Below are 24,369 nucleotides of genomic sequence, written 5' to 3'. Positions count from 1 at the left end.
AAATGGCCAGCTTCAATTGCAATCGTGAAATTAGGAAATATCATTCGAACGAAGTGGTGCTGTCAAAAGCGCAACAAGATGAGATGCGTGATCGTAGAGACAATGGCCGAATTAGGTTGGAAAATGGTTTAATTGCAGCCGATCATGCACTACCTTACTTAGTTTCATCGCAAGGTTCTTATGCGATGCGTACAATGGTTCAGGATGATGAAAATGACTATGATATTGATGATGGTGTCTATTTCGCATACGAAGACCTGCTAGACGAAGATGGGAACGAATTAGAGCCCAAGGCCGCCAGAAGGCTTGTCAAAAAGGCACTTCACGATGCTCGCTTGGCTTTCGATGCACAAGTTAAGAACAATTGTGTAAGGCAATATTATCCAGCTGGCTATCACATTGACTTACCTGTTTATCGAACTACCTGGTCAGAAGATTATTTTGGTAATGAAACGATCACCCATGAGCTTGCCAGTGGGGACGAGTGGGTTGTCTCCGACGCACGGGCTGTCACGAAATGGTTTAATGGTCATGTGACTCAAGAGCTTAAAAGCGGCGATGTAGATACGAGTCAACTGAGGAAGGTGGTACGCCTTACCAAAAAGTTAGCTAGAAGCCGAAAGGCTTGGAAAAACAAAACAACTAGTGGTATTTGTATTACAAAGTTAGTTGTTGATCATATGGTATATGTCACGGATCGAGATGATGAAGCCTTACGTTCTACGTGGCAGGCAATAAAAAATGTACTGGCTTTTTCTCGGACGGTGAAACATCCCGTTCAGCCTATTAATTTGGCGGAATGGGACGATGAGCGTGTTGGGTTTTTTGAGGCTTGTTTGTTAGATAGCTTAAAACACCTTGATGTGCTTGATAAATCTGACTGTAGTCAAGAAGAGGCCATGAAGGCATGGAATAAAGTTTTTGATACAGATTATTTTAGTGATTTTATTCCCACCAATAAGGCTGCAGCGTCGCTTCTGCAGCCCGCAGCTGTCGTATCATCAGGATTATCTTTTCCTAACAAACCTATCGTACCAAACAAATCTTCAGGATTTGCATAAGTGGATTGGTTGAATAAATATCCAGAAAGATTTGTCCGAGAATGTGCTGAGCTGGACAAATTATCCAGAGAAGTAGATTGGCTAACTATCTCTTGGGCAATACTACCAGACAGTTTGGCCCTCGAAGTCCAGATAGACATGGTAGTGCATGGACGAGTCTATGAAGCACGTATGGGCTATCCCGCGATATTCCCCAACGCCCCTCTATATATTCGCCCTAGGGATCCATCTGAGCGATGGTCAAACCATCAGTTTGGCACAGGAGGATCACTCTGCTTGCAATGGAGAGCAGATAATTGGCATCCAGAGATAACTGGGGCTGACATTATCCGAAGCGCATATGAGCTATTGCATACTGAAAATACCCCAGTTGAACCTGGCGTAGTACCTTCTGTACATGCCTTAACTGAAGGGCAAAGTTCGAGAAATATTTACTTTCGCTCTATTGTGACAAAAGATGCATTGTCGATAATTGAAAAGTTGGAGCCGCAATCCAAAGTTGAGTTGAAGCTCAACTCGCTGTTTGGTGAAGGCGGGCAGGTTGATTTTATTACTAGCTTTAAGGCTGCAGATGATAGCACTTACGTTGTCAACGATATTCCAGTTGGAATTACAGGGTTTTCTTCGTTGTTCAACATTGACGGTAAAGGATGGCTTTTAAAAAGTGATGCATTTGATTCCGTTGATGAAATCTCTTCTGTTGAGGATTTGCTAAGGGTCATTGCCGAAGCTGGTCTCGACAACTCCGATATTGCTGTTATTAATGAAACAACACAGAAGTATGAGAAACGTACGATTGTTTTGTATGGAAATAAAACAGGGCAGGTTAATCAATTCGCGATAGTTTCCTATTCTGAGAGCCCCTTAAAGCAATTTAAGGTTATATTGCCACCACCTGCCGATGAAATGCGGTTGCCACCCGACCATCAAAATCTTACTGGATTGAAAGTGGGTATAGTAGGGCTTGGCTCAATGGGTAGTAAGATTGCTATCTCGTTGGCTAGAAGCGGGATCCGAAAATTTGTCATTGTAGATGATGATTTCCTCAAACTTGAGAATTTAGTTAGACACGATTTGAGTTGGGCGGAAGTTGGCTTGCATAAAGTAGATGCTATTAAAAGAGCCCTAAACCTTATAAGTCCTAACCTTGAAATCGAAGCATTGAATCATCGTGTTGCTGGTCAAGAGCCACCAATAAAAGCAGCTAATGCACTTCAAACCCTTTCACAATGTGATCTTCTGATTGATGCAACAGCAAATCCCGAAGTTTTTCTACATATTGCTGCTATTGCTCATGCACATAAAATTCCTATGTGCTGGGGTGAGGTGTACGCCGGCGGTTATGGTGGACTCATTGCCCGAGCAAGGCCGGATATTGATCCCAATCCCATCGCTGTAAGAGACAGCTTCTACACGTATTTATCAGAACTACCACCTGCTCCATTTAAGCAGGCGCATGGATATGATGTCCAGGCTGATGCTGAGACACCAGCTATTGCCTATGATAGTAATGTGAGCTTGATAGCTATGTCATTAACGAGCCTTATTATTGATACCTTATTGCAAGTGAAGCCTAGTGAGTATCCAGTTCCAGTTTATTTAATCGGTATGAAAAAAGAATGGATTTTCACTCAGCCTTTTGACACTAGACCAATTGCAATCCAAGGGGAGGGCTGGAAAGATGTGGCTGAACCTAGTAGTGACGCATCTTTGGCAGCAGTGAAATTGTTGTTAGATAAACTTAGTGAGAGTAGCAGTGCTAAACCTGATTCTAATTCCTGAGGTTGTCGAAGATATTGCAAGTGCGCTAAGGAGGTCTGGCAGTCGCGAGATTGGCGGTATTTTGATGGGGGAGCACTCTGGGCCGGATGAATTCAAAGTGACCAAGATCACTATTCAGAAAATTGGAGGTATTAGCCATTTTCTACGAATAATAGAAGATGCCCTTGGGAAACTAAATGCTTTTTTTAAGCAAAGTAACAATGATTATTCTCGGTTTAATTATATAGGTGAATGGCATTCGCACCCACTATTTAGTCCTTACCCAAGTTCTCAGGATGATGAATCCATGCTGGAAATAATCATGGATGATGGAGTGGGGGCAAATTTTGTCGTTCTGCTAATTGTAAAGCTAGGGCCGGATGCAAAATTGATTGGTACTGCACATACCTATTTGCCAAATGGTAGTAAGTCACAATCCCAGCTTATTTTGGAGAGTTAAGAGTATCGACCTAGAGTTTTGAAGGATATTCAACTATTGCCAATTGATTTCGTAAATCAATTTACCGGGACTCTGTTCCCCTAAAATTACGTGAGCAGCATAAGTATAATTAAGCTCCTCTTTGAATGCTTTTAGTTTCATTAAGTCATAACCAGAACCCTCTGCTGATTTTGATTTCTTTACTTCTACGACAAGCAAGTTGTAATTATTAGAACCTCGTCTGTGGACAATAATGTCCGGAAATACAGTCACGGCTTCGAGTTGGGTATCTACGACTGGACGTTCATTTAACATCAGTTTTTTAACATCAAAGCCATCTCTATTGTACTCACAATCAACTTCATAATTTTTGAAAAATGGCATCAGGTGAATTGCAAGCCAATGTGTAAGGCTGCGTTCACTTGCATTCGCAGCCAGAAGGTGATGGTCTTTTTGTAAAAGTCTTGATATGGCCATTTCTAATGCATTCTTCACATCTGATAGCGGTGGTGGAGAAATGTGTTCCATGTGCTTTTCTTAATCCAGCTTTTTTGCTAAATCAGTTGGATTGAGATGTGTATAGCGCTTTAGCATAGTCAGGGATTTGTGACCGGTTATGCTAGCTGCCTCGATGACATTCAATCCTTTTTCAAAGAACCTGCTTGTGGCCTCGTGGCGGAGGTCATGGATTCTTAAGTCTCCAAGGTTTAATTGAGTCCTAACTTTTTCCCATCCTTTGCGCAATTGGAAGGGAGTCATAGTAAAAATCTTGGTTTTATCCAGGCCTTTAAGCTCCTCTAACGCTAAGCGAGCTTTCGTTGATAGTGGGACGGCTCGACTTTCACCATTCTTGGTGTCGGTTAGCCAGATAGTCACTTTCTTCAAATCAACTTGATCCCAAGTAAGATTTAATAACTCGCTTCTTCTCATGCCCGTTTCAATAGCCAGGCGCAAATATTGTTTTAGCTGGCCTGTAAGCAGTTTCTCTAATTGTTCTAATTCCCCTTCTTTGAGTCTGCGATCTCTAGCTTTCCCATTGCTCGGCAAAGTGATTTCACCAGCAACAGGATTATGTACGTTCATGCGCCATTCTTGTTTTGCTGTTTTGAATATGTGAGAAATGAGCGAAGCATATTTACGTTTATTGTTTTCGCTAAATCCGATTTCATCTAAAACTTCCAAAACGTCTGAAGGATGGATGGCATAGATACTCTTTTTAGCAATCGAGGTTTTTTTCAATTTATTAGTTCGAGTCAATTCCACTTTTGCGCCTTTTTTCTTGGGCGTTACTTCCTTTTCATAACGCTCTATAGCTTTAAGCAGGGTGGAAGATTTAGCTTCGCGCTGCTTAATACGGGCGTTACTGATTTGTTGCTTGTCAGGATCAAGAGCAATTCTAGCTTTTTTCATATCACGCCAGATCTGTGCATCCTTGAGCGTATCAAAGGTTTCTGTCTCAGTAGAGCCGTTAACGTAGACTCTCACGCGGTAGCTGTACTTGCCGCGTTTCGTTATATTTTTCATATCCACTATGTTAAAATCCTTTGTTCAGTTTTGGTGAAGCCTAATGACCATAATTGATATTAACTCAACCTCTGCCTGGCATTTCGCGATTTTGACCATATTTGACCATTAATTCTGGTCAAAATATTTTGAAGTCCTTATTTGGCGGGCTTTGGTGAGGTTTTGGGGGTGGATTTAGGTTCCAGCGCCGCGAGGCGTGAGAGTTCGAGTCTCTCCTTTCGCACCATACATTTAGAACCATACAAAATGTATGGTGCGAATTTTAAAATTTAAGGTTTTAAAATTAACTATTTAAAGTGTATTACGATCAATGAGGCTTCCTTCACAGGAGGCCTTTATTGTTTGGGCAAGCCCTTATTCAGGTGAACTGACTTAGACAGGATGAAATAAATCATGAAAATCGTACAAACCCCACAGGCACCCGCAGCGATCGGTCCCTATGCGCAAGGCGTTATCGTCGGTAATATGCTGTATACCTCAGGCCAGATCGCATTGCGTCCTGATGGCAGTCTGAATGACGGCGATGTCGTCGCGCAAACCCAGCAGGTGCTGGCTAATCTGCAGGCGATCATAGAGGCGGCGGGTGGCAACTTGCACCAGGTGGTTAAAACAACAGTGTTTTTGAAAAACCTGGATGATTTTGTGGCGATGAACGAGGTGTATGGCGAGACGTTTGGCACGCACACACCTGCGCGCTCTACAGTGCAGGTCGCCAAATTGCCGCGTGATGTACTGGTTGAGATCGAAGCCATCGTCGCTCTGGGCGAGATCTAAGATTTTTTAACCCTGGGGTTTTCTAAACCCTGGGTTTTAATAACTGTTTAATGTGTATTGTTTTATCCGCATTAAACAGGCAACATCCCATCTGTAACAGGCTTCGCGGCCGTGCGCTGTTTTGAAGTTTATTTCAATGGCGACTTGTGTTATATTTTTATGCTCTTTTTTCATGATTTGATCTCTTTGTAAAGCTTATAGAGTATGGTCAGGTTATGCTAAACATTCAGTGAGGCGTGCCAGAGCGCGCCCATTCACATAACCCATCGTTATCAAACGATTTTTACAGGAAGTGCAGCATGGCAGCAGTATCTGTTGAAACAGTCAGCAACTTGGAACGTCGCATGACAATTAAAGTCCCTTTAGCTCCGTTGGAAGGGCAAATCAGGCAACGTTTGCAACAAATTTCGCGCACCGCCAAATTTTCAGGTTTCCGCCCGGGCAAAGCGCCGGTGGGTCTGGTGAACCAGCACTATGGTAATCAGGTACGTGACGAGATCTATTCCAAAGCGGTAGAAACTAGCTTTGGTGACGCTGTTGAACAAAACAAATTGCGTGTTGCGGGCTTTCCTAACATTGAGCACCTGCCATTCAAGGAAGCAGCCCAGGAGCTTGAATATGTCGCCACTTTTGAGATTTTCCCTGAAGTCGCTATCGGCGACCTGAGCAAAGTCAAGATCGAACGTCCGGCACTGGAAGTGACAGACGCTGATGTTGAAAAAACACTGGACGTATTGGTGAAGCAGCGCGTGAGCTATGAGCCAGTCAAGCGTGCATCGAAAAAAGCCGACCGTATCAATATCACACTGACTGCTTCTATCGATGGTCAGCAGGTTGAAAGCACTGGTGACCGTGGCATAGACCTGGTGATCGGTGAGCCTGGCCGTGTGGCTGAGTTTGATGATGCCTTGATCGGTGGTAAAGCCGGTACTGAAAAAAGCTTTGATATCACTTATCCTGCAGACCACAATCCTGCCCAACTGGCTGGAAAAACAGTGACTTATGCAGTGAAATTCGTTTCTGTCTCGCAACCGGTGTACCCAGCGATAGACGCAGAGTTCGCCAAGAACCTGGGTGTTGAAGATGGCAACCTGGACACCATGAAGTCGGAGATCAAGCAAAGCCTGGAGCAGGAAGTTGCCAAACGCATTACGGCACGCCTGAAAGAGGGCGTGTTTGAGGCACTGGTGAACGAAAGCAATTTCGAGCTGCCGAAAGCTATAGTGGCGGCTGAGACCAATCGCCTGATGCAAACGGCGGCGCAAAACCTGCGTGAGCGCGGTGTAGACCCGCAAACTGTTCCTATGGAGCCTTCAGTATTTGAGGCACAAGCGCAACGCAATGCCAAATTGCGCCTGATCCTGACTGAAGTGGTGAATGCCAATAATCTTCAGGCTAATGCAGACCAGGTACGTGCCATGGTGGATACTTTTGCGCTGAGCTTTGAAAAACCTGATGAGCTGGTCAGCTGGTACTATGCCGACGTAAAACGTCTGGACGAGCCAGCAGCATTGGCGACAGAAGAAAATGTGGTGGCCTGGGTGCTTGAAAAGGCCAAAGTCACTAATAAGAAAATTAAATTTGATGAATTGATGATGGGTGCTTAAACCATGAATTATATGAACGCAAGCGAAGGCATGATGCAGGAAAGAATGGAGCCGCAAGGACTTGGGTATATCCCTATGGTCATTGAGCAAAGTGGTAGAGGTGAGCGTTCATATGACATCTACTCACGCCTGCTCAAAGAGCGCGTTATTTTTCTGGTCGGACCAGTCAACGATATGACTGCCAACCTGGTGGTCGCACAGTTGCTGTTTCTGGAAGCAGAAAACCCAGACAAAGACATTTCTCTGTATATCAACTCACCAGGTGGTTCGGTGACTGCAGGCATGTCTATTTATGACACCATGCAGTTCATCAAACCTGACGTGAGCACTTTGTGCATAGGCCAGGCCGCGAGTATGGGTGCTTTCCTGCTCACCGCAGGTTCTAAAGGCAAGCGCTTCTGCCTGCCTAACTCACGCGTCATGATCCACCAGCCGCTGGGTGGTTTCCAGGGCCAGGCGTCTGACATCGCGATCCATGCCAAAGAGATCCTGTATTTGAAAGACAAGTTGAACGGCATCATGGCTCACCACACCGGTCAACCGGTTGAGCGTATCGCCAGCGATACCGACCGTGACAACTTTATGAGTGCTGATGCTGCCAAAGAATACGGATTGGTAGATCAGGTAATTGCCGCACGCGCTGTTTAACTCAGTGAAAAGCGACCAGTAAGGGAATAAATATGGCCAATAAGTCAGATAGCGAAAAGCTTTTGTATTGCTCGTTTTGTGGCAAGAGTCAGCATGAAGTCAAAAAGCTGATTGCAGGCCCGTCCGTATTTATTTGCGATGAATGCGTTGATTTATGTAATGACATCATTCGTGAAGAGATCCAGAGCCTGAACGAGATCAAATCAGCCGATAAAAAACTGCCGACGCCGCAGGAGATTTGTTCCATCCTTGATCAATACGTCATTGGTCAGGTTAGGGCGAAAAAGAACCTGGCAGTGGCGGTATATAACCACTACAAGCGTTTAGGCTACAACCCGCTTTCCGAAGGCAGCCAGGCGCCAAAAGACGATGTAGAAGTGCAAAAAAGTAATATTTTGCTGATAGGCCCGACCGGCTCAGGTAAAACATTGCTGGCACAGACACTGGCACGCCTGCTGGATGTACCATTTGTGATGGCGGATGCCACCACACTGACAGAAGCTGGTTATGTCGGTGAAGACGTTGAAAACATCATGCAGAAATTGCTGCAAAAATGCGATTACGACGTTGAAAAAGCACAGCGTGGCATCGTCTATATCGATGAAGTCGACAAGATCTCGCGTAAGTCTGACAACCCTTCCATCACGCGTGATGTATCGGGCGAGGGCGTACAGCAGGCTTTGCTCAAACTGATAGAAGGCACGATCGCTTCTGTGCCTCCCCAAGGCGGCCGCAAACATCCTAACCAGGAGTTTGTGCAGCTGGATACCACTAATATCCTGTTTATTTGCGGTGGTGCTTTCGATGGCCTGGAAAAAGTCATCCGTCATCGCTCAGAAAAAGGCGGTATCGGTTTCGGTGCTGAGGTCAAGAGCAAGGAAGATATCCGCGCTGTAGGCGAAGTATTGCGTGATGTCGAGCCTGAGGATCTGATCAAGTTCGGCCTGATCCCGGAGTTTATCGGTCGTTTGCCAGTCGTGGCAACGCTGGAATCGCTGGATGAGGCGGCTTTGATGACTATCCTGGTCGAGCCAAGAAATGCGCTGACCAAGCAATATATGAAGCTATTCAAGATGGAAGGCGTAGAGCTGGAGTTCGAAGATTCGGCCCTGCGTCTGATTGCCAAGAAAGCCCTGGAAAGAAAAACCGGTGCACGTGGCCTGCGTTCTATCCTTGAGCACTCATTGCTTGATCTGATGTATGAATTGCCATCGCTGAAAGACTTGTCTAAAGTCATTGTCGATGCTGGCGCGATAGAGCATACCTCTGAGCCTATCCTGATTTATCAGGATGCCCAAAAGCGCGTCGAAAACGCGAGTTAAATCATGCTTGCAATAGCCTTCGGGCTATTGCAAGATACCATCTATGACTCATGAGAGTCTGTTCTCTTGAATTTTCAAAGTACGTTCCCATCTAAATGCGAAGGCACATGCCTTTGACACTTATTGAAAGAAGCTATGACTGAACACACTTTGTTTGACGCCGAAACTCCGGAAGAAACCGCCCTGATCCCGCTGTTGCCATTGCGCGATGTGGTGGTATACCCGCATTTAGTCATTCCGCTGTTTGTAGGCCGCACTAAATCGGTCAAGGCCCTGGAACGTGCTTCAGAAGGCGACAAGAAGATATTGCTGGTTGCCCAGAAGTCTGCCAATAAAGATGACCCTGTGGCAGAAGACCTGTATGAGATCGGTACTTTAGCCACCGTATTGCAAATGCTGAAACTTCCGGATGGCACGGTGAAAGTGCTGGTAGAAGGCCTGCATAGAGTGCGGGTGACTGATTTCACCGAAACCGATGAATGCTTTATGGCAACAGGTGTAGAGGTCGAACAAACTGACCAGAACGACAAAGAGGCCGAAGCCTTGATGCGTACAGTCATGACCCAGTTTGACCAATACGTCAAATTGAACAAAAAGATCCCGCCTGAGATTTTAACCTCACTGGCCACCATTAATGAGCCAGGCCGGCTGGCGGACACCATTTCTGCGCACCTGACACTCAAGCTGGAAGAAAAGCAGAAAGTGCTGGAGATGCTCAGTGTGATAGAGCGCCTGGAACACCTGTTATACCTGATGGAATCTGAGATCGATATCCTGCAGGTTGAAAAACGCATCCGTGGCCGGGTAAAACGGCAGATGGAAAAGAGCCAGCGCGAGTATTACCTGAATGAGCAAGTAAAAGCCATACAGAAAGAGCTGGGCGAGCAGGACGAAAATGCCGAGATGGAAGAGCTTGAGCAGCGCATTAAAAATGCTGCCATGCCTAAGGAAGCCTTGGCCAAAGTCACGGCCGAATTCAAAAAACTCAAATTGATGTCGCCTATGTCGGCAGAAGCTTCGGTGGTGCGTAACTACATAGACACCTTGCTTAACCTGCCATGGAAGAAAAAAACCAAGATCAGCAAAGATCTGCAAGCCGCTGAAGACATTCTTGATGCAGACCATTATGGCCTGGACAAGGTGAAAGAGCGTATCGTCGAGTATCTGGCGGTACAGCAGCGTGTCGGCAAGCTGAAAGCGCCGATTTTGTGCCTGGTAGGCCCTCCTGGCGTCGGTAAGACCTCGCTGGGCCAGAGTATCGCCAAAGCGGTCAATCGCAAATTTGTGCGCATGGCTCTGGGTGGCGTACGTGACGAAGCCGAGATCCGCGGTCACCGCCGTACTTATATAGGCTCTATGCCGGGCAAAGTGCTGCAAAGCATGACCAAAGTCGGCGTGAAGAACCCGCTGTTCCTGCTGGATGAAGTAGACAAAATGGGCCAGGACATGCGCGGAGACCCTTCTTCTGCCTTGCTGGAAGTGCTGGACCCTGAACAGAACCACACGTTTGCCGATCACTATGTCGAAGTCGACTATGACTTGAGCGATGTCATGTTTGTGGCGACTGCAAACAGCATGAATATTCCCGAGCCATTGCTGGACCGTATGGAGATCATTCGTCTGGCTGGTTATACTGAAGACGAAAAGATCAATATCGCCCAACGCTACCTGTTGCCCAAGCAGCTGAAGGCACATGCGCTGAAAACCACCGATATCTCAGTGGCTGAAAGCGTGCTGCGCGATATCGTACGTTATTACACGCGTGAAGCCGGTGTGCGCCGTCTGGAGCAAGAAGTAGCCAAGATCTGCCGTAAAGCGGTGAAAGAGCAGCTGCTGGCCAAAGGCAAGACCAAAACGGTCAAGAAGATCAACATCAACAGCAAGAACCTTGAGCAATACCTGGGCGTGAGACGCTATGACTTTGGTGTCGCAGCCAAGGAGAACCAGGTAGGGCAGGTGACTGGCCTGGCCTGGACCTCTGTGGGCGGTGAATTACTGACCATTGAAGCGGTGACGCTGCTAGGTAAGGGTAAGACCACCACCACTGGTAAATTGGGTGATGTGATGCAGGAATCTGTGGCTGCCGCCATGAGTGTGGTGCGTAGCCGTGCCGAAGGTTTAGGCATCAGCCCTGACTTTTACGAGAAAAAAGATATCCATATCCACTTGCCGGAAGGCGCTACGCCCAAAGATGGCCCAAGTGCGGGTATCGCCCTGACGACAGCACTGGTTTCAGTGCTGACCGGCATCCCTGCGCGTGCAGATGTGGCCATGACAGGTGAAATCACCTTGCGTGGTGAAGTGTTGCCTATAGGCGGTTTGAAAGAAAAACTGCTGGCGGCGCATAGAGGTGGTATCAAAACCGTTTTGATCCCTTCTGCCAATGAAAAAGATCTGGTCGATATTCCTGCGAATATCAAAAAAGACCTGGAAATTCACCCGGTAAAATGGATAGATCAGGTGCTGGATCTGGCGCTTGAAAGTGCGCCGCAGCCACTTTCCGTTAAAACGCCCGAAGTCGAAATCGTGGCTGCAGAAGACGGAAATTCGGAGCAGGCGGTCACGCATTAGTAAAATTGATGCGATTTATTGTCAAAACGCTGGATTAGCGCTTGACAGCTCGTTTTGCGGCTTGATATAAAGGCAATACAGGATGTACCTGTTTTTTTAACTAGATAGGGGAAACACGTGAATAAATCAGAATTGATAGATCATATTGCTAATGCAGCCGGTATTTCGAAAGCCGCAGCCGCTCGTGCTCTGGATGCAACTACAGAGGCAATCTCTGGTGCACTGAAAAAGGGTGATTTGGTAACATTGATTGGTTTTGGTACATTCTATGTAGGTGAGCGTTCTGCCCGTTCCGGCCGCAATCCACGTACTGGTGCGACAATTAACATCAAAGCTGCTAAATCTCCTAAATTTAGGGCTGGCAAAGGTCTGAAAGATGCTGTAAACTAGCGTGCTTTGGTTGAGCGCTAACATGCTCGGCCAACTGTAGCAACACTTGGGTTGTTACGGGTGCTTAGCTCAGTTGGTAGAGCGTCGCCCTTACAAGGCGAATGTCAGCGGTTCGACCCCGTTAGCACCCACCAGACAATTTAAAAATCAAGAGTGCGAAGTCTGCGCTCTTAATTTTTTCGGTCTTGCCATACTTAATAAATTACATTAATAAGTAACGATAAGTAGCGGTAAATAGTTAGAAAATAGTTGTTGAAATTATAAAAATAATCGTGCTATAATTTCATTTTAACGATTACTGGAGCGGTAGTTCAGTTGGTTAGAATACCGGCCTGTCACGCCGGGGGTCGCGGGTTCGAGTCCCGTCCGCTCCGCCAACAAATAAAACGAGTTAGGGTAAAACCTGACTCGTTTTTTTTCGTCTGTACCTGCTGCACAAGTCCACTCCTTACCCAAACGCACATCATGCATGTCATGCTTTTCAAAAGCATTTTCCGGCCAATTTTCTTTTACTGTTTTTCTTATCCACCTTGAGCAGGGCTGAGGTATATAGCCAGCGCAGGCAAAAGCATAGGCAATGGCTGCGGACAGGCGATTTTGACCTATTTATGGTATAGTTTGCCGTTGCAAAAAATCAGGTAATGGAAACTAGAAAATGTTAGAAGCATTAAGAAAACATACACAAGGATGGGTGGCGAAAGTCATTTTGGCGCTGATTGTGGTGACATTTGCATTGTTTGGGATAGATTCATACCTAAACCAGGCTGGTGGCCAGGTCGCGGTGGCAAAAGTCGACGGCCAGAAGATCTCGCTGCAGGAATATTCCAATGCGGTTGAGAATGCGCGTAACTACTTGCAATCGCAAGGCCAGAAGGTAGACGCAGCCATGCTGGAAAGCCCGGCGTTCAAGCAATCGGTGCTGGATAGCATCATTACGCGTCGCTTAATGGAAGGGGCGATCCATGATTACCGTTTCCGCATCAGTGATGATCAATTGAGCCAGCATGTGATAGGCATGCCGGAATTTCAGAGCAACGGCAAGTTCTCCGAGGAAACTTACCACCAGTTGCTGACACAGAACAAGCTGACACCTGCCAAGTTTGAGCAAAACATACGCAAGGATTTAGCCGTGCAACAAGTGCGTGATGGCTTATCCAACCTGGTATTCATGCCGCAAAAGGTCGCTGAGCAGTCTCTGATGTCTGAATTCGAGCAGCGTGAAGTCTCAGTGGCAGATGTGAAAGTTTCTGATTTCGCCAGCCAGGTCAGCATCAAGCCTGAGCAGGTGCAAGCTTATTACAACCAGCACAAAACCAAATTCATCGCGCCTGCCAAGGTTAAATTGCAGTTTGCCTTGTTGTCTGCCGCCAGCCTGGTCGGGCAAGTTTCTGTCAGCGACGAAGAAGTGAAGCAGGACTACGAAGAGAATGCTGCGAAATACCAGGGTAACGAGCAGCGTCAGGCTAGCCATATCCTGATCGGATTCAGCAATACTGCCAGCGCAGCCGAAAAGGCCGCTGCCAAAGAAAAAGCAGAATCAATCCTGCAGCAGATCAAAGCAAACCCTAAAAGCTTTGAGAAGCTGGCGATAGAGTATTCGCAAGACAGCGGGTCAGCCGGCAAAGGTGGAGATCTGGGCAGTTTTGGCCGTGGTGCCATGGTGAAGCCATTTGAAAATGCCGCTTTCGCTATGAAAGTCGGTGAAATCAGTGACCTGGTGGAATCTGAGTTCGGCTACCACATCATTAAACTGACCGGCATCACCGGCGAGTCTTCAGATTTTGAAGCGATGAAACTCAAGATCAAAGCCGAGTTGCTGTTCCAGAAAGCACAGGCCAAGTACGCTGAACTGGCCGATGACTTTGGCAATACCGTGTATGAGCAGTCCGGCAGTCTAGAGCCAGTGGCCAAGAAGTTTGGTTTGCAGGTACAAACATCGCCGGCCATGACCAAAGATGAGATTGCCAAGTTCTTCAAGAGTGAGCGTCTGGCCAGCCTGGCGTTCTCAGATGAAGTGGTGAAAGAAAAGCGCAATACCGAAGCGGTCGAAGTCTCGCCTAATAATCTGGTCGCAGCGCGTACAGTAGAATACATCGCAGAAGCCCCACGCAGCTACGACGAAGTCAAAGGCGGTATAGAGTCGTTGTTGAGAGCGGAAGCCGCTGGCAAACTGGCGCAGCAAAAAGGCGAAGCATTACTGGCCGATCTGAAAGCCGGTAAAGCGGTAAATGCAGACTGGATCACACCGGTGACCGTGGACCGTAGAAATGCGCAAGGCTTGTCAGATTCCGTGATGAGAAATGTGTTCAAGGTCAACACGCATAGCTTGCCAGCCTATTATGGCTTTAATGAAGCTAATCAGGGCTACACCGTGATTAAAGTGATTGCGGTGAACCAGAAGCTCAAAGATAGCCCGGAAGTGGCTGACAGGGCCTATAAAGCCTATCAGCAGGCATTGGGTGCTGAGATGTCACATGCCTATGTGGCATCACTCAAAGCCAAGAAAGATATCCAGCTGAATGTGAAAGTGCTGATGTCTAACGCTAACAACTAGTTTGTTGCGCTAAAGTAACAAGGGGAGGGCTAAGCCCTCCCTTTTTTATTGGGCCTTTTAAAGCCAGAGACTGGCAGGTTGGCCGGTATCAGCGGCCAGTTTATTTCCTGCTATGAAATGGCCGTACTTCAACCGCTGCTCTGCAGGCGACCGCGGCTTTTTTCCCCCAGCTGATGGCGTCATCAAGGTCTGGCGTTTCTACTACCCAAAAGCCGCCTACATATTCGCTGCTATTTAAATATAATCCCGGTGTGACGCGCGCCTCACCATTCGCTTGTATCTGTATAGATCTGGCGCTGGCTGGCGCATTCAGGCCACCCACAAATACAATGATACCGGCCGCGCGCATGGCTTGATTTAGGTCAGTGATCTCTTGTGTCATGGCTGCATCTTCGGCAAGCAGCGGGTCATAGTCCAGCGGGCGGTGAATGGCGATTAGAAACTGCGGCATATGTTTCCTTTCGTCTCTCTATTCCATCAGAGTTGCAGGTGTTTACGCGTGAACGTGAGCAGGCGTGCAAAGCATCAGTCAGCCGGTAAAAATCATTTTTATATTTTTTCTGCAGGCGTCACTTTTTACGTGGTTCAAGCCATGCCCCACCAGCTTGACCTGCGCATAAGTGATAGTGACGGCCACGCTGAATGCGATCAGATATTTAACCAGATAATGCGTGTTCACGGTTTTAATCACCGGGATATGCCAAAGATATACCCAGATGGAATTTCTCGCTATAAACAGCACCAGCGGTTTTAATTTCAATCGTTCTATGTAGCGGTCTATGTATGCGCTATATGTCCACAACAAGACTGAAACGAATACCGCATAGGAGAAATAGTAAACCGAAGGTGGATACTTCAGTGACTGGGTAGGGGTGAATTCGCCATGCAGTAAAAACAGCCACCCACCTGCCAGCAGGCAGATGCCCAGGCTCAACAGGGCCAGCGTGTACAGTTGCCTGCTGCTGAGCCGGCTTATGCGCAACCCTATGGCGAATATCAGTCCATAAGCGATCAGATAAAGCAGCACAGCTGAAACCAGCTCGCCAGCGCCTGGCTGTATATATGGCAGTGAACAATACCTTAATGCTTCATAAATCAGAAAACTGAGAGCCAGCAGCGTAAAATGCCGGCTGTTGCTAATAGTGTTCTGATGCCAGCGGAAAAGCAATGGGGAGATCAATGCGACTAGCAGGAACACGCGTATGATCCATACGTAACCTATACCTTCGAGCAAGCCATAAGAGGTGATGACGGTAGTGGAATCAAGCTCGTCACTGCCTGGATTAAAGGCGGCAATCGCCAGGAAATAAACAGTTAAAAAACACCAGACCGGAAAAACCAGTCTTTTGATTCTTTTCCAGACGTAGGCGGGGTAGGGTTCATCGGCTTTGTAGCTCAGGCTGAAAGACATGGCAGAGACTAATACCATCAGCGGCACGTCAAAATTTCTGAGCTGGAACAGCAATCCTGGCGGGTCCACATGGGCAAGAATGATCATCGATAGACCAATAAATCTCAGGATGTCTATTCTATCGTCCCGCATGGCGACCCCTTTCCAGGCATTAAGATTACCTTAAATCGAGTGAATAATTTTTATATTAACTGTCTTGTAAAAAATAAATTTAATAATTTATCTAATAATTTCATAAACTAGTTAATATTTAGTACACCAGATAAATAATAAAAATATATTTTTTATAAGACAATATTGCAAGTAATGCTTATGCTAGGGATTGCAAAAGTAACAACTCGCTTTGGTCATTGCTCTAACTATTCTCTATGTTTTGCCTGTCAGACTTTAAAAGCTAAAAAGCAAATAATAAAAAACGCCTGACTATGACAGTACAGGCGTCTTTTGTTGCTTAGGGTAGTATCAATCGATTTGACCGGCAGCCGTGATATTCATGCCACCATCAACATAGGTGATCTCGCCAGTCACACCAGAAGCGAGGTCGCTGCTGAGGAAGGCAGCCACGTTGCCGACTTCTTCTATGGTCACGTTACGGCGCAGGGCGGCGTGTTTTTCGTTAAAGCCTATCATTTTGTCAAAGTCGGCAATACCTGAAGCAGCCAGGGTCTTGATCGGGCCGGCAGAGATGGCATTGACACGGATACCGCGCGGGCCCAGGCTTTGTGCCAGATAGCGTACATTTGCTTCCAGGCTGGCTTTGGCCACGCCCATGACGTTGTAGTTAGGCATGGTGCGCTCGGCACCCAGGTAACTGAGCGTCAGCAGGCTGCCGTTACGGCCCTGCATCATAGGGTAGGCCGCTTTGGCCATGGCAGAGAAGCTATAGGAGCTGATGTCGTGCGCGATATGGAAATACTCTCGGCTGATGTTATCCAGGTAATCACCAGCCAGCGCGACTTTAGGCACAAAGGCGATAGAGTGCACTAAACCGTCCAGGCCATCCCAGACTTTTGCCAGTTCTACGAACAGGTTGTCGATCTGGGCATCTTCGGCCACATCACAGGGGAGTACTAAAGTAGATTCAAAGTCTGCTGCGAGGTCGCGCACACGGTTCTCGTGTTTGTCGACTTGATAGGTAAAGGCCAGTTCAGCGCCTTGACGCTTCATAGCGGCTGCAATGCCGTATGCGATTGACCGGTTGCTGAGCAAACCGGCGATCAGAATTTTTTTTCCAGCAAGAAATGCCATGCTTGATCCTGTTTGGTAGTTTATTAAACGGTCAGCGTCTGGTGTTGGACCTGGGGTCAAACACATCACGCAAACCTTCACCGAGCAGATTATACCCTAACACCGTGATTAAGATGGCAAGTCCGGGGTAGAGCGAAAGCCACCAGGCAAATTGAATATACTCTTTGCCATCGGTCAGGATATTGCCCCAGGAGGCTTGTGGCGCCTGCACACCCAGCCCCAGAAAGCTGAGGCCGGACTCTAGCAGTACGGCGCTGGCGATGCCTAACACCACGCTCACCAGTACCGGTGTGAGGCTATTGGGCAGGCAATGCTTGAATATCAAGCGCCAGTCTTGCGCGCCGAGTGCAGTAGAGGCGGCGACGAACTCGCGCTGGGTGAGGCTGAGAAACTCTGCCCGCACCAGTCGCGTCACGCTCATCCACGAGGTGAGGCCTATCACTATCATGACATTGGTGATGGAAGGGCTTAAAAAGGCGATCACGGCCAGGATCAGGAAAAAACTGGGGATAGACAGCATGATATCGACCAGGCGCATGATGATGGTATCTGTCCAGCCGCGATAAAAACCGGCAATGGCACCCAGGATCACGCCTATCGCGGTGGAAATACCCACCGCGACCAGGCCGACCAGCAATGAAACCCGGCCACCATACAGCATGCGGCTCCAGACATCGCGGCCCAGGCCATCGGTGCCCATCCAGTGCTGCCATGAGGGTGCCAGCAGGATCTGTTTGACGTTGATATCATCAGGGTCATACGGTGCCAGCCACGGTGCCAGCAATGCCAGCAGCAATATCACGCTAATCATGCATAAACCGGCAACGGCCAAGGGGTTGTGTAAGATTTTTTTCATGGTTGGATAGTTGCGGTCAGCGGTTAGGCATCACCCCTTTGCGCAGTCGTGGATCTGCCCATGCATAAGCGAGGTCAGCCAGCAGGCTGCCTAGCAGGGTGAGCGCCGAGCCTATGGTCAATATCCCCATCACCACCGGGAAATCGCGCATCATCACCGCTTCATAAAACAACTTGCCCATGCCGGGGATGGCAAAAATAGTCTCGGCGATCACCGAGCCGCCTATCAGGCCAGGCAGCGACAGACCTATCAGCGTGATCAGCGGCAACAAGGCATTGCGCAGGGCATGTCTATAAGTGACAGTGCGGTCACTCAGGCCTTTGGCGCGCGCAGTGGTCACGTAATCCTGGCTCAACACATCCAGCATGCCGTTTTTCACAAACAGGGTGATGCCGGCCAGGCCTGTGATAGAAGGGATCACCACCGGCAGGAACACATGCATAAACAGGTCCTGGCCCTTTTGCCAGAAACCCAGCTGCTCGTAATTCAGGCTATGCATGCCGGAGATGGGAAACCACGGGTGTATCACGCCCAGCCAGTACATCAGCAGCAATGACAGCCAGAATCCGGGAATCGAAAAGCCGATAAAATTGAACAGGGTGATGCTGCGGTCCGGCCATTGCCCGTAGCGTTTAGCCGCCATCACGCCCAGGGGGATACCAATCGACAGGGTGATGAGCAGGCCGGCGATATTCATGAGCAAGGTGATGGGCAGGGCTTCTTGTATCATGCCCGGCGTCACATTGCCGTCTTTATCTTTCTCGGCCCAAAATACCGGCCGCTGATGGCTGGCAAACGAATGGCCGAAATCCAGCTTTACCAGGCGCTGCATCCACAAGCCATATTGCACGATCACTGGCTTATCCAGGTTGTATAACTCGCGCAGTTTTTGCCTGGATTCTTCCGATGACTTGGGGTCGAACGCAGATTCAGTGCTGGTGATATCACCAGGTGCCAGATGCATGATAAAGAACGAGATCAGGCTGATGCCTATCAGCATCGGAATCATCCAGAATAGTCTTTTCAGCAGGTAACGTAACATGATTATTGTGCCTGAAACTGAGTGTGTCTCAGTGACATCGGGATATACCACTTTTGTGAGTCGTAACCCACACCCGCTGGCGGTACCGGGTCCATGATGCCGCGCACACGCTTATGAATAGCCGTTAAATTATATCCGGCCGACAAGTACACAATAGGGCTGTCGTCGTACAATACTTCAGCCAACTGGTGATAAATATGCATGCGTTTTTCCGGGTCAAATTCGCGCCTGCCCTGTTCCAGCAGTTGATCGGCCTTAGCGTTGCTATAACCGATAAAATTGAATTGTCCTGGCTTTTGCTGGCTGGAATGCCAGATCCCAAACTGGTCAGGTTCCAACCCTAATTGCCAGCCCATCAACACAGCATCAAAATCGCCGGTTTTAATAAAGCGCGTGATAAAGCTGGCCCATTCTATAGAGCGGATACGGACATCGATACCGACCTCTTGCAGGCGGCGCTGAATAATGACGGCAGATTTTTCGCGCTCTTTGTTGCCGTGATTGGTTAACACCTCAAAAGAAAGCTTCTTGCCATTTTTGTCTACGAAACCGTCACCATCCGTGTCCTGGTAACCCGCCTCAGCCAGCAAGCTGCGCGCTTGTTGCGGATCAAACGGGTAGGGCTTTAATGTAGGGTGACTCCAGCGCGTGCCAGGTTTGTAAGGGGAAGCGATCTGTACCCCCAGGCCCAGATAGACGCCATCTATGATCTCCTGCTTATCAATGGCAAGATTGATTGCTTTACGGATACGTATGTCAGTGAATGGCTGGCGTTTCAGATTAAAACCCAGGTAGGTATAACTGTTGCCTAGCGATTTATATTGATTCAGTCTGGCCTGCAGTTCTGGCCTGGCCGGAATGATGCGTGCATAAGTGATAGGGTCCAAGCTCAGGCTGTCAATATTGTCCGCCATCAGCTCCAGAAACTGTGCACCCGGGTCAGGAATGATACGTTCCACCAGATGGTCGATATTGGCAGGCCCCAATACAGATTTAGGGTTTTTCTCCAACTTGATATATTCCCCATGTCGCCATTCTTTGAGTTGATAGTAATGGCTACCCATAGGTTTTTGCGCAAAACTGGTGGTATGCAGATCTTGGCCCGCCAGTTTATGTTTGGGTAATATTTGCAGGCCCGCCCAACTATCCAGTGCCGGAGAAAAGGCTTCTGCATAGTGCGCAACAAAGGTCAGTTTGTCTGGCGTTTCTGCTTTGGTCACTAACTGAAAGTCTGAGGCATAAGGGCTGCGCGTTTTTTCATCAATGATCGCCTGCCAGGTGAAGAGTACATCTGCACTAGTCAATGGCTTGCCGTCTGCCCATAGCAAACCTGGTTTTAAGTGAAAAGTCAGCGTTTTCTGATCTGCAGATACTTGCCATGATTCCGCCAGTTCTCCAGCCAGATCCAGGTTTTGATTGTAGGTCAGCAGGCTGTTAAATAAATTGGCAGTGATACTGCTGGAAGCGGACTCACCAGCCACCATGAAAATCAGACTGCTGGGGTCTGAAGGCATGGCGCCCCTTAATGTGCCACCTGTTTGTGGCGGGTAGGGCTGGTTCAGTGCAGAGGCGTTCTGTTCAGGTTTATCTGCGCCACAAGCCGCAAGCAGGCTGCATATAGCTAGGGTGAGTAAATGACGCTGGAACATGGGCAGTTTTTTGGGCTTTGCAAAAAAGCGGATGTCACACTGATCATCCATCATATACAAGTTTTATTATTTATGACTGTTTTTGGTTTTTTTTACATGTGAAGTCGTTGTTTTCCTGGCAGAAGAGGAGCTGCTCTTTGCGCTATGCTTGCTGCTTGGCTTGCTGGTTGAAGAGGTTTTCTTGCGGCTGCTCCTGCCACTATCCGCAGCGCTGCTTTTTTTGCCAGAACCGCTGGCGGTGCTCTCCTGCTGCTCGAATTGCAGTGTCTGGCCCACGGTCAGGTTTTTGCTCTTTAAATGGTTCTGCTGCATGATCTGCTTGGAACTGACGCCATAACGTTTCGCCAGTTTGGAAAGCGTGTCGCCTTGCTTTACCTTGTGCGAAATAGCCGTGTATTTATTGGCCGAGGCTTTTTCCACCGCCACTTCTATCGGGATCTGCGCCATGGCGACCGCGTCTATAGGCTTGGTCAGGGTGGAGTGGTTGCCAGCCGGTACTAACAAGGTCCTGCGCACGATCAGGTTTCTGTTGGGCTTGAGGTTGTTGGTGGCGCTGAGCTCATACAGGCTGATATCAAAACGATTGGCGATATCGCCCAGGCGCTCGCCACGTTTGGGGTGATAGCTATGCCAGTTAGACAAGGGGCGCGTATAACCATTTAAATTGTTGGTGAAATTGCTGGCTGCCCAGGTCGGCAATAGCAGCTTCTGGAAACTGTTTTCGGTGATCAGCACTGGCCGGGTGAAACTGGGGTTCAGCGCGGTGAACTCTTCCAGCGAGATGCCGGCCAGTTCTGCCGCCAGTTTGGCATCTATCTTGTTCGGCGCCTGCACCGTGGTGAAATACGGTTTGTTGGGGATCTCATTCAAGGTCAGCCCGTATTGTTCTGGCCGGAAAACAATGTTTTTGATCGCCTGCAGCTTGGGCACATAGTTACGGGTTTCGTCCGGCAGTGACAAATGCTGGTAATCGGTAGGCAAGCCTAGTTGACGGTTGCGCTCTATGGCACGCGCCACGGTGCCTTCACCGGCATTGTAGGCCGCCAGCGCCAGGTCCCAGGCGCCAAACATGGTGTAGAGTTTTTGCAGGTAATTGAGTGCCGCCTGTGTCGCCGCCGTCACGTCTTTACGCGAGTCTTTCCAGTAATTCTGCTTGAGGCCGAAATCTTTACCGGTAGAAGGGATGAACTGCCAGATGCCAGAAGCCTTGCTGGTGGATAAGGCTTTAGGGTTAAAGCCGCTTTCTATCATGGGCAGCAGCGCGATCTCAGTCGGCATGCCGCGTTTTTCTACTTCTACCACGATGTGATACAGGTATTTCTTGCTGCGTTCGAGCATGCGCGAGACATAATCAGGGCGAGACGCGTACCACTGCTCATGTTTATTGGTGTAGGTCGAATCGATATCCGGCATGTTAAAACCGTCACGCACGCGGTCCCACAAGCTTTCCTGTAGCGTCAGCGCATCTTCAAACTGGTAGCTGGAGCTATAACTTTCAGTATCGGTCTCGCCAAAGTTCTCTTCATAACCACCATTGTCAGTCGAAAGCGTCGCTGGCTCCACGTATTCAGCCATCGCCAGCATAGGAAAGGCTGAAAAAGTGATACATAGCAGTAATTCATTAAAACGCATGACGGTGTTTCTAAATCCTGAGACTGATGCAAAAGGCCATATGCGGATACCGACTGTCCGGGCATAAGAGCCTATGCATGCATTGATCAAACCTGAGTGGCCGTTGAGCACTGTCAGACAGCATGTGAGTGACGTAACGTATAGCAGCGCTTAAAGGAGGACATCATTCTACGTTAATTTCCCGGTCAGACAAGCCCTTGCGCCCATGCTGAGTTTGTGCGTGCGCATGGCGTGGGCTAAAACACATTGCGGCGTGCCCGCAGCTCGGCAAACACATCTACCGGCTGCCAGTGATAAAAGGCAGCTTGCTGGCTCAGTGGCAGGCAACGTAAAAAGGGATTGGTGGCTTTTTCTAATGCCAGCGTGGTCGGCAGTGTGGGTTGTTGCCGCTGGCGCAGGGCGGCGGTGTCTTGCGCGCGTTGCTGCAAGGCCAGGTTGTCCGGTTCCACCGTCAGGGCGAATGCGATGTTATGCGCGGTATATTCGTGCGCCGGGTAGATCAGGGTGGCCGCGGGTAAGGCCGCTATACGTTGCAGCGAGGCATACATTTGTGGCGGGCTGCCCTCAAACAGGCGGCCGCAGCCGGCACCAAAAATAATATCGCCGCTGAATAAATGCTGCTGGTTGATATAAAAGGCAATATGGTCCAGGGTGTGGCCGGGCAGCGATAACACGACACACGACAGGCCAGGGAAAGTCTTGAATACGATCTGTTCGCCATCTTTTACCCTGACCGCATCCAGTTCGCGGTAGGCGGCATGGTCGTTGTCCGGGGCATACACCTGGCAGCGCCAGTGTTGCTGCAATGCCAGTGCCCCGCCAGTATGGTCGGCATGGTGATGGGTCAGTAAAATGCCGTCCAGCTGGTAACCGCCGGCTTGCAGCGCCTGTTGCACCACGCTGGCATCACCGGGGTCGACCACCAGGGCATGTTTACCCGCGTGTATCAACCATAAATAGTTATCGTTGAAAGCGGGCAGGGCAGTGATTTGTATACTTGCAGAAGTTTCGTGCATCACGCATCATTGAGAAAACGCGCACTGTTGTCAAGAACGGGTGTGATGCATGCTTGCAGCATGCATGATGATTAATTCTTTCGCCGGAGCCTATATTGCAGTCTGATCAGCCAGCCACCTTTGATGCGACCGCGCTAGGGCACTATATTTCACAGCGCGAAACCGCGATTTACGGGCAGGCAGTGGCAGATGTGTTTGGCTTTCATGCCTTGCAGCTAGGCTGGCCAGGCTATGACCTGCTGGCGCAGAGCCGCATCCCGTATAAACATTATTTACACGAGCACGCCCTGAAAGAAGGCGCTTTGCTGTGTGAGCCGGAGTTTTTGCCATTGGCTGAAAACTCTGTAGACCTGATCTGCATGCCGCATGTGCTTGAGCACTGCCACGATCCGCGCCAGGCCTTGCGCGAAGCCTTTCGCGTGCTGGTGCCGGAAGGGACCCTGATCCTGACCGGCGTCACGCCATTCAGCTGCTTAGGCTTACGGGCAAAAATAGGCTGGTTCAAGCAGGCCGGAGCCTTCAAGCGACTGTTTACTGCCCGCCGCATCAGGGACTGGTTGAATGTACTGGGCTTTGAGGTGGTGCAGAGCAATTACCTGATGCATGCGCTGCCCATCAATGACTTTAACTGGCTGCAGCGCCAGGCCAGGCTGGAAAAATGGGGGGCGTGCACCCTGGGCATGACCGGAGGCGTTTATTTTCTGGTGGCCAAGAAAAGGGTGTTGAATATGCGCCTGCTTAAGCCAGACTGGAAAAAATCTCCGCTGAACCAGGCCTTGCAGGCGCAAAAAAGCCGCACGCGCATTCAAAACAAAGTGCAAAAACAGTTAGAATGCGCGCATGTCGACACAAAGCTGGATTGAA

The 24,369-nt window shown here is 48.7% G+C and carries 21 protein-coding genes and 2 tRNA genes; 13 read left to right on the top strand and 10 right to left on the bottom strand.

Translation table 11 applies throughout. The features are described 5' to 3' along the window. Nucleotides 1-2: 2 nt before the first annotated feature. Genes ACFQ1Z_RS04045 through ACFQ1Z_RS04035 form a run of 3 tightly spaced genes read left to right on the top strand, consistent with a single transcriptional unit; the run spans nucleotide 3 to nucleotide 3,282 of the window. Nucleotides 3-1,061 (top strand): cyclic GMP-AMP synthase DncV-like nucleotidyltransferase, encoded by a 1,059-nt coding sequence (locus ACFQ1Z_RS04045; protein WP_379055860.1) that lies wholly within the window; start codon nucleotides 3-5, stop codon nucleotides 1,059-1,061. Beyond that, entirely contained in the window at nucleotides 1,062-2,843 is a 1,782-nt protein-coding gene (locus ACFQ1Z_RS04040) for a ThiF family adenylyltransferase (RefSeq protein WP_379055859.1), read from the top strand. It abuts the gene before it with no gap. Next, nucleotides 2,818-3,282 (top strand): Mov34/MPN/PAD-1 family protein, encoded by a 465-nt coding sequence (locus ACFQ1Z_RS04035; RefSeq protein ID WP_379055858.1) that lies wholly within the window; start codon nucleotides 2,818-2,820, stop codon nucleotides 3,280-3,282. Before ACFQ1Z_RS04040 ends, ACFQ1Z_RS04035 begins: the two co-directional genes overlap by 26 nt. Before the next feature lie 33 nt (nucleotides 3,283-3,315). Here ACFQ1Z_RS04035 and ACFQ1Z_RS04030 read toward each other — a convergent pair whose 3' ends face one another. Then, nucleotides 3,316-3,789, bottom strand: a complete 474-nt coding sequence (locus ACFQ1Z_RS04030; RefSeq protein ID WP_379055857.1) for a hypothetical protein — start codon at nucleotides 3,787-3,789, stop codon at nucleotides 3,316-3,318. Nucleotides 3,790-3,798: 9 nt separating this feature from the next. Continuing rightward, entirely contained in the window at nucleotides 3,799-4,785 is a 987-nt protein-coding gene (locus ACFQ1Z_RS04025) for an integrase (RefSeq protein ID WP_379057162.1), read from the bottom strand. A gap of 393 nt (nucleotides 4,786-5,178) precedes the next feature. Here ACFQ1Z_RS04025 and ACFQ1Z_RS04020 point away from each other — a divergent pair, with 393 nt between their 5' ends. The 9 genes from ACFQ1Z_RS04020 (at nucleotide 5,179) to ACFQ1Z_RS03980 (ending at nucleotide 14,651) form a co-directional block, all read left to right on the top strand. Next, entirely contained in the window at nucleotides 5,179-5,559 is a 381-nt protein-coding gene (locus ACFQ1Z_RS04020) for a RidA family protein (protein WP_379055856.1), read from the top strand. A 299-nt stretch (nucleotides 5,560-5,858) separates the two neighbouring features. Beyond that, nucleotides 5,859-7,166, top strand: coding sequence for a trigger factor (tig, locus tag ACFQ1Z_RS04015; protein ID WP_379055855.1), 1,308 nt, complete (start codon nucleotides 5,859-5,861; stop codon nucleotides 7,164-7,166). Between the two features lie 3 nt (nucleotides 7,167-7,169). Continuing rightward, nucleotides 7,170-7,814 (top strand): ATP-dependent Clp endopeptidase proteolytic subunit ClpP, encoded by a 645-nt coding sequence (gene clpP, locus ACFQ1Z_RS04010; protein WP_379055854.1) that lies wholly within the window; start codon nucleotides 7,170-7,172, stop codon nucleotides 7,812-7,814. A 32-nt stretch (nucleotides 7,815-7,846) separates the two neighbouring features. After that, the gene (clpX, locus tag ACFQ1Z_RS04005) at nucleotides 7,847-9,136 is read left to right on the top strand and encodes an ATP-dependent Clp protease ATP-binding subunit ClpX (RefSeq protein WP_379055853.1); all 1,290 of its coding nucleotides are present in this window, start codon (nucleotides 7,847-7,849) and stop codon (nucleotides 9,134-9,136) included. Between the two features lie 135 nt (nucleotides 9,137-9,271). After that, nucleotides 9,272-11,707, top strand: a complete 2,436-nt coding sequence (gene lon / locus ACFQ1Z_RS04000; protein ID WP_379055852.1) for an endopeptidase La — start codon at nucleotides 9,272-9,274, stop codon at nucleotides 11,705-11,707. Between the two features lie 117 nt (nucleotides 11,708-11,824). Next, the gene (locus tag ACFQ1Z_RS03995) at nucleotides 11,825-12,097 is read left to right on the top strand and encodes an HU family DNA-binding protein (protein WP_055825077.1); all 273 of its coding nucleotides are present in this window, start codon (nucleotides 11,825-11,827) and stop codon (nucleotides 12,095-12,097) included. 58 nt (nucleotides 12,098-12,155) lie between these two features. After that, nucleotides 12,156-12,231, top strand: a tRNA-Val gene (locus tag ACFQ1Z_RS03990). A 166-nt stretch (nucleotides 12,232-12,397) separates the two neighbouring features. Continuing rightward, nucleotides 12,398-12,474: transfer RNA gene (locus ACFQ1Z_RS03985), tRNA-Asp, on the top strand. Nucleotides 12,475-12,752: 278 nt separating this feature from the next. Next, nucleotides 12,753-14,651 (top strand): SurA N-terminal domain-containing protein, encoded by a 1,899-nt coding sequence (locus tag ACFQ1Z_RS03980; protein ID WP_379055851.1) that lies wholly within the window; start codon nucleotides 12,753-12,755, stop codon nucleotides 14,649-14,651. A 100-nt stretch (nucleotides 14,652-14,751) separates the two neighbouring features. Here ACFQ1Z_RS03980 and ACFQ1Z_RS03975 read toward each other — a convergent pair whose 3' ends face one another. The 8 genes from ACFQ1Z_RS03975 to gloB all read right to left on the bottom strand — a co-directional run bounded on the left by ACFQ1Z_RS03975 (nucleotide 14,752) and on the right by gloB (nucleotide 23,505). Beyond that, nucleotides 14,752-15,102, bottom strand: coding sequence for a YciI family protein (locus ACFQ1Z_RS03975; protein ID WP_379055850.1), 351 nt, complete (start codon nucleotides 15,100-15,102; stop codon nucleotides 14,752-14,754). Between the two features lie 78 nt (nucleotides 15,103-15,180). Beyond that, a complete protein-coding gene (locus tag ACFQ1Z_RS03970; RefSeq protein ID WP_379055849.1) occupies nucleotides 15,181-16,194 on the bottom strand; it encodes an acyltransferase family protein in 1,014 nt (337 codons plus the stop codon). A gap of 330 nt (nucleotides 16,195-16,524) precedes the next feature. Then, nucleotides 16,525-17,310: an enoyl-ACP reductase FabI gene (locus tag ACFQ1Z_RS03965; protein ID WP_379055848.1), complete on the bottom strand. Its 786-nt coding sequence runs from the start codon at nucleotides 17,308-17,310 to the stop codon at nucleotides 16,525-16,527. A gap of 31 nt (nucleotides 17,311-17,341) precedes the next feature. Then, a complete protein-coding gene (locus ACFQ1Z_RS03960) occupies nucleotides 17,342-18,166 on the bottom strand; it encodes an ABC transporter permease (RefSeq protein WP_379055847.1) in 825 nt (274 codons plus the stop codon). Between the two features lie 16 nt (nucleotides 18,167-18,182). After that, the gene (locus tag ACFQ1Z_RS03955; protein WP_379055846.1) at nucleotides 18,183-19,208 is read right to left on the bottom strand and encodes an ABC transporter permease; all 1,026 of its coding nucleotides are present in this window, start codon (nucleotides 19,206-19,208) and stop codon (nucleotides 18,183-18,185) included. Nucleotides 19,209-19,210: 2 nt separating this feature from the next. After that, nucleotides 19,211-20,857, bottom strand: a complete 1,647-nt coding sequence (locus ACFQ1Z_RS03950; protein ID WP_379055845.1) for a peptide-binding protein — start codon at nucleotides 20,855-20,857, stop codon at nucleotides 19,211-19,213. 66 nt (nucleotides 20,858-20,923) lie between these two features. Next, a complete protein-coding gene (locus ACFQ1Z_RS03945) occupies nucleotides 20,924-22,489 on the bottom strand; it encodes a transglycosylase SLT domain-containing protein (protein WP_379055844.1) in 1,566 nt (521 codons plus the stop codon). A 236-nt stretch (nucleotides 22,490-22,725) separates the two neighbouring features. Beyond that, nucleotides 22,726-23,505: a hydroxyacylglutathione hydrolase gene (gene gloB, locus ACFQ1Z_RS03940; RefSeq protein ID WP_379055843.1), complete on the bottom strand. Its 780-nt coding sequence runs from the start codon at nucleotides 23,503-23,505 to the stop codon at nucleotides 22,726-22,728. A gap of 95 nt (nucleotides 23,506-23,600) precedes the next feature. Here gloB and ACFQ1Z_RS03935 point away from each other — a divergent pair, with 95 nt between their 5' ends. Next, nucleotides 23,601-24,368, top strand: coding sequence for a class I SAM-dependent methyltransferase (locus ACFQ1Z_RS03935; RefSeq protein ID WP_379055842.1), 768 nt, complete (start codon nucleotides 23,601-23,603; stop codon nucleotides 24,366-24,368). Nucleotide 24,369: the final 1 nt, after the last annotated feature.

It is taken from the genome of Methylophilus luteus (genome assembly GCF_042676265.1).
Classification (GTDB): domain Bacteria; phylum Pseudomonadota; class Gammaproteobacteria; order Burkholderiales; family Methylophilaceae; genus Methylophilus; species Methylophilus luteus.
The sequence above is the reverse complement of the archived record's forward strand: the minus strand, read 5'-3'. Positions and strand labels throughout refer to the sequence as shown.

Bases quoted from the DNA above. Each gene is read 5' to 3' on its own strand.
- ACFQ1Z_RS03970 (WP_379055849.1), bottom strand. From the start codon at position 16,194: ATGCGGGACGATAGAATAGACATCCTGAGATTTATTGGTCTATCGATG.
- ACFQ1Z_RS04045 (WP_379055860.1), top strand. From the start codon at position 3: ATGGCCAGCTTCAATTGCAATCGTGAAATTAGGAAATATCATTCGAAC.
- lon (WP_379055852.1), top strand. From the start codon at position 9,272: ATGACTGAACACACTTTGTTTGACGCCGAAACTCCGGAAGAAACCGCC.
- gloB (WP_379055843.1), bottom strand. From the start codon at position 23,505: ATGCACGAAACTTCTGCAAGTATACAAATCACTGCCCTGCCCGCTTTC.
- ACFQ1Z_RS03960 (WP_379055847.1), bottom strand. From the start codon at position 18,166: ATGAAAAAAATCTTACACAACCCCTTGGCCGTTGCCGGTTTATGCATG.
- ACFQ1Z_RS03945 (WP_379055844.1), bottom strand. From the start codon at position 22,489: ATGCGTTTTAATGAATTACTGCTATGTATCACTTTTTCAGCCTTTCCT.
- ACFQ1Z_RS04030 (WP_379055857.1), bottom strand. From the start codon at position 3,789: ATGGAACACATTTCTCCACCACCGCTATCAGATGTGAAGAATGCATTA.
- ACFQ1Z_RS03950 (WP_379055845.1), bottom strand. From the start codon at position 20,857: ATGTTCCAGCGTCATTTACTCACCCTAGCTATATGCAGCCTGCTTGCG.
- clpX (WP_379055853.1), top strand. From the start codon at position 7,847: ATGGCCAATAAGTCAGATAGCGAAAAGCTTTTGTATTGCTCGTTTTGT.
- ACFQ1Z_RS03965 (WP_379055848.1), bottom strand. From the start codon at position 17,310: ATGGCATTTCTTGCTGGAAAAAAAATTCTGATCGCCGGTTTGCTCAGC.
- ACFQ1Z_RS03955 (WP_379055846.1), bottom strand. From the start codon at position 19,208: ATGTTACGTTACCTGCTGAAAAGACTATTCTGGATGATTCCGATGCTG.
- ACFQ1Z_RS04020 (WP_379055856.1), top strand. From the start codon at position 5,179: ATGAAAATCGTACAAACCCCACAGGCACCCGCAGCGATCGGTCCCTAT.
- ACFQ1Z_RS04025 (WP_379057162.1), bottom strand. From the start codon at position 4,785: ATGAAAAATATAACGAAACGCGGCAAGTACAGCTACCGCGTGAGAGTC.
- ACFQ1Z_RS03975 (WP_379055850.1), bottom strand. From the start codon at position 15,102: ATGCCGCAGTTTCTAATCGCCATTCACCGCCCGCTGGACTATGACCCG.
- tig (WP_379055855.1), top strand. From the start codon at position 5,859: ATGGCAGCAGTATCTGTTGAAACAGTCAGCAACTTGGAACGTCGCATG.
- ACFQ1Z_RS03980 (WP_379055851.1), top strand. From the start codon at position 12,753: ATGTTAGAAGCATTAAGAAAACATACACAAGGATGGGTGGCGAAAGTC.
- clpP (WP_379055854.1), top strand. From the start codon at position 7,170: ATGAATTATATGAACGCAAGCGAAGGCATGATGCAGGAAAGAATGGAG.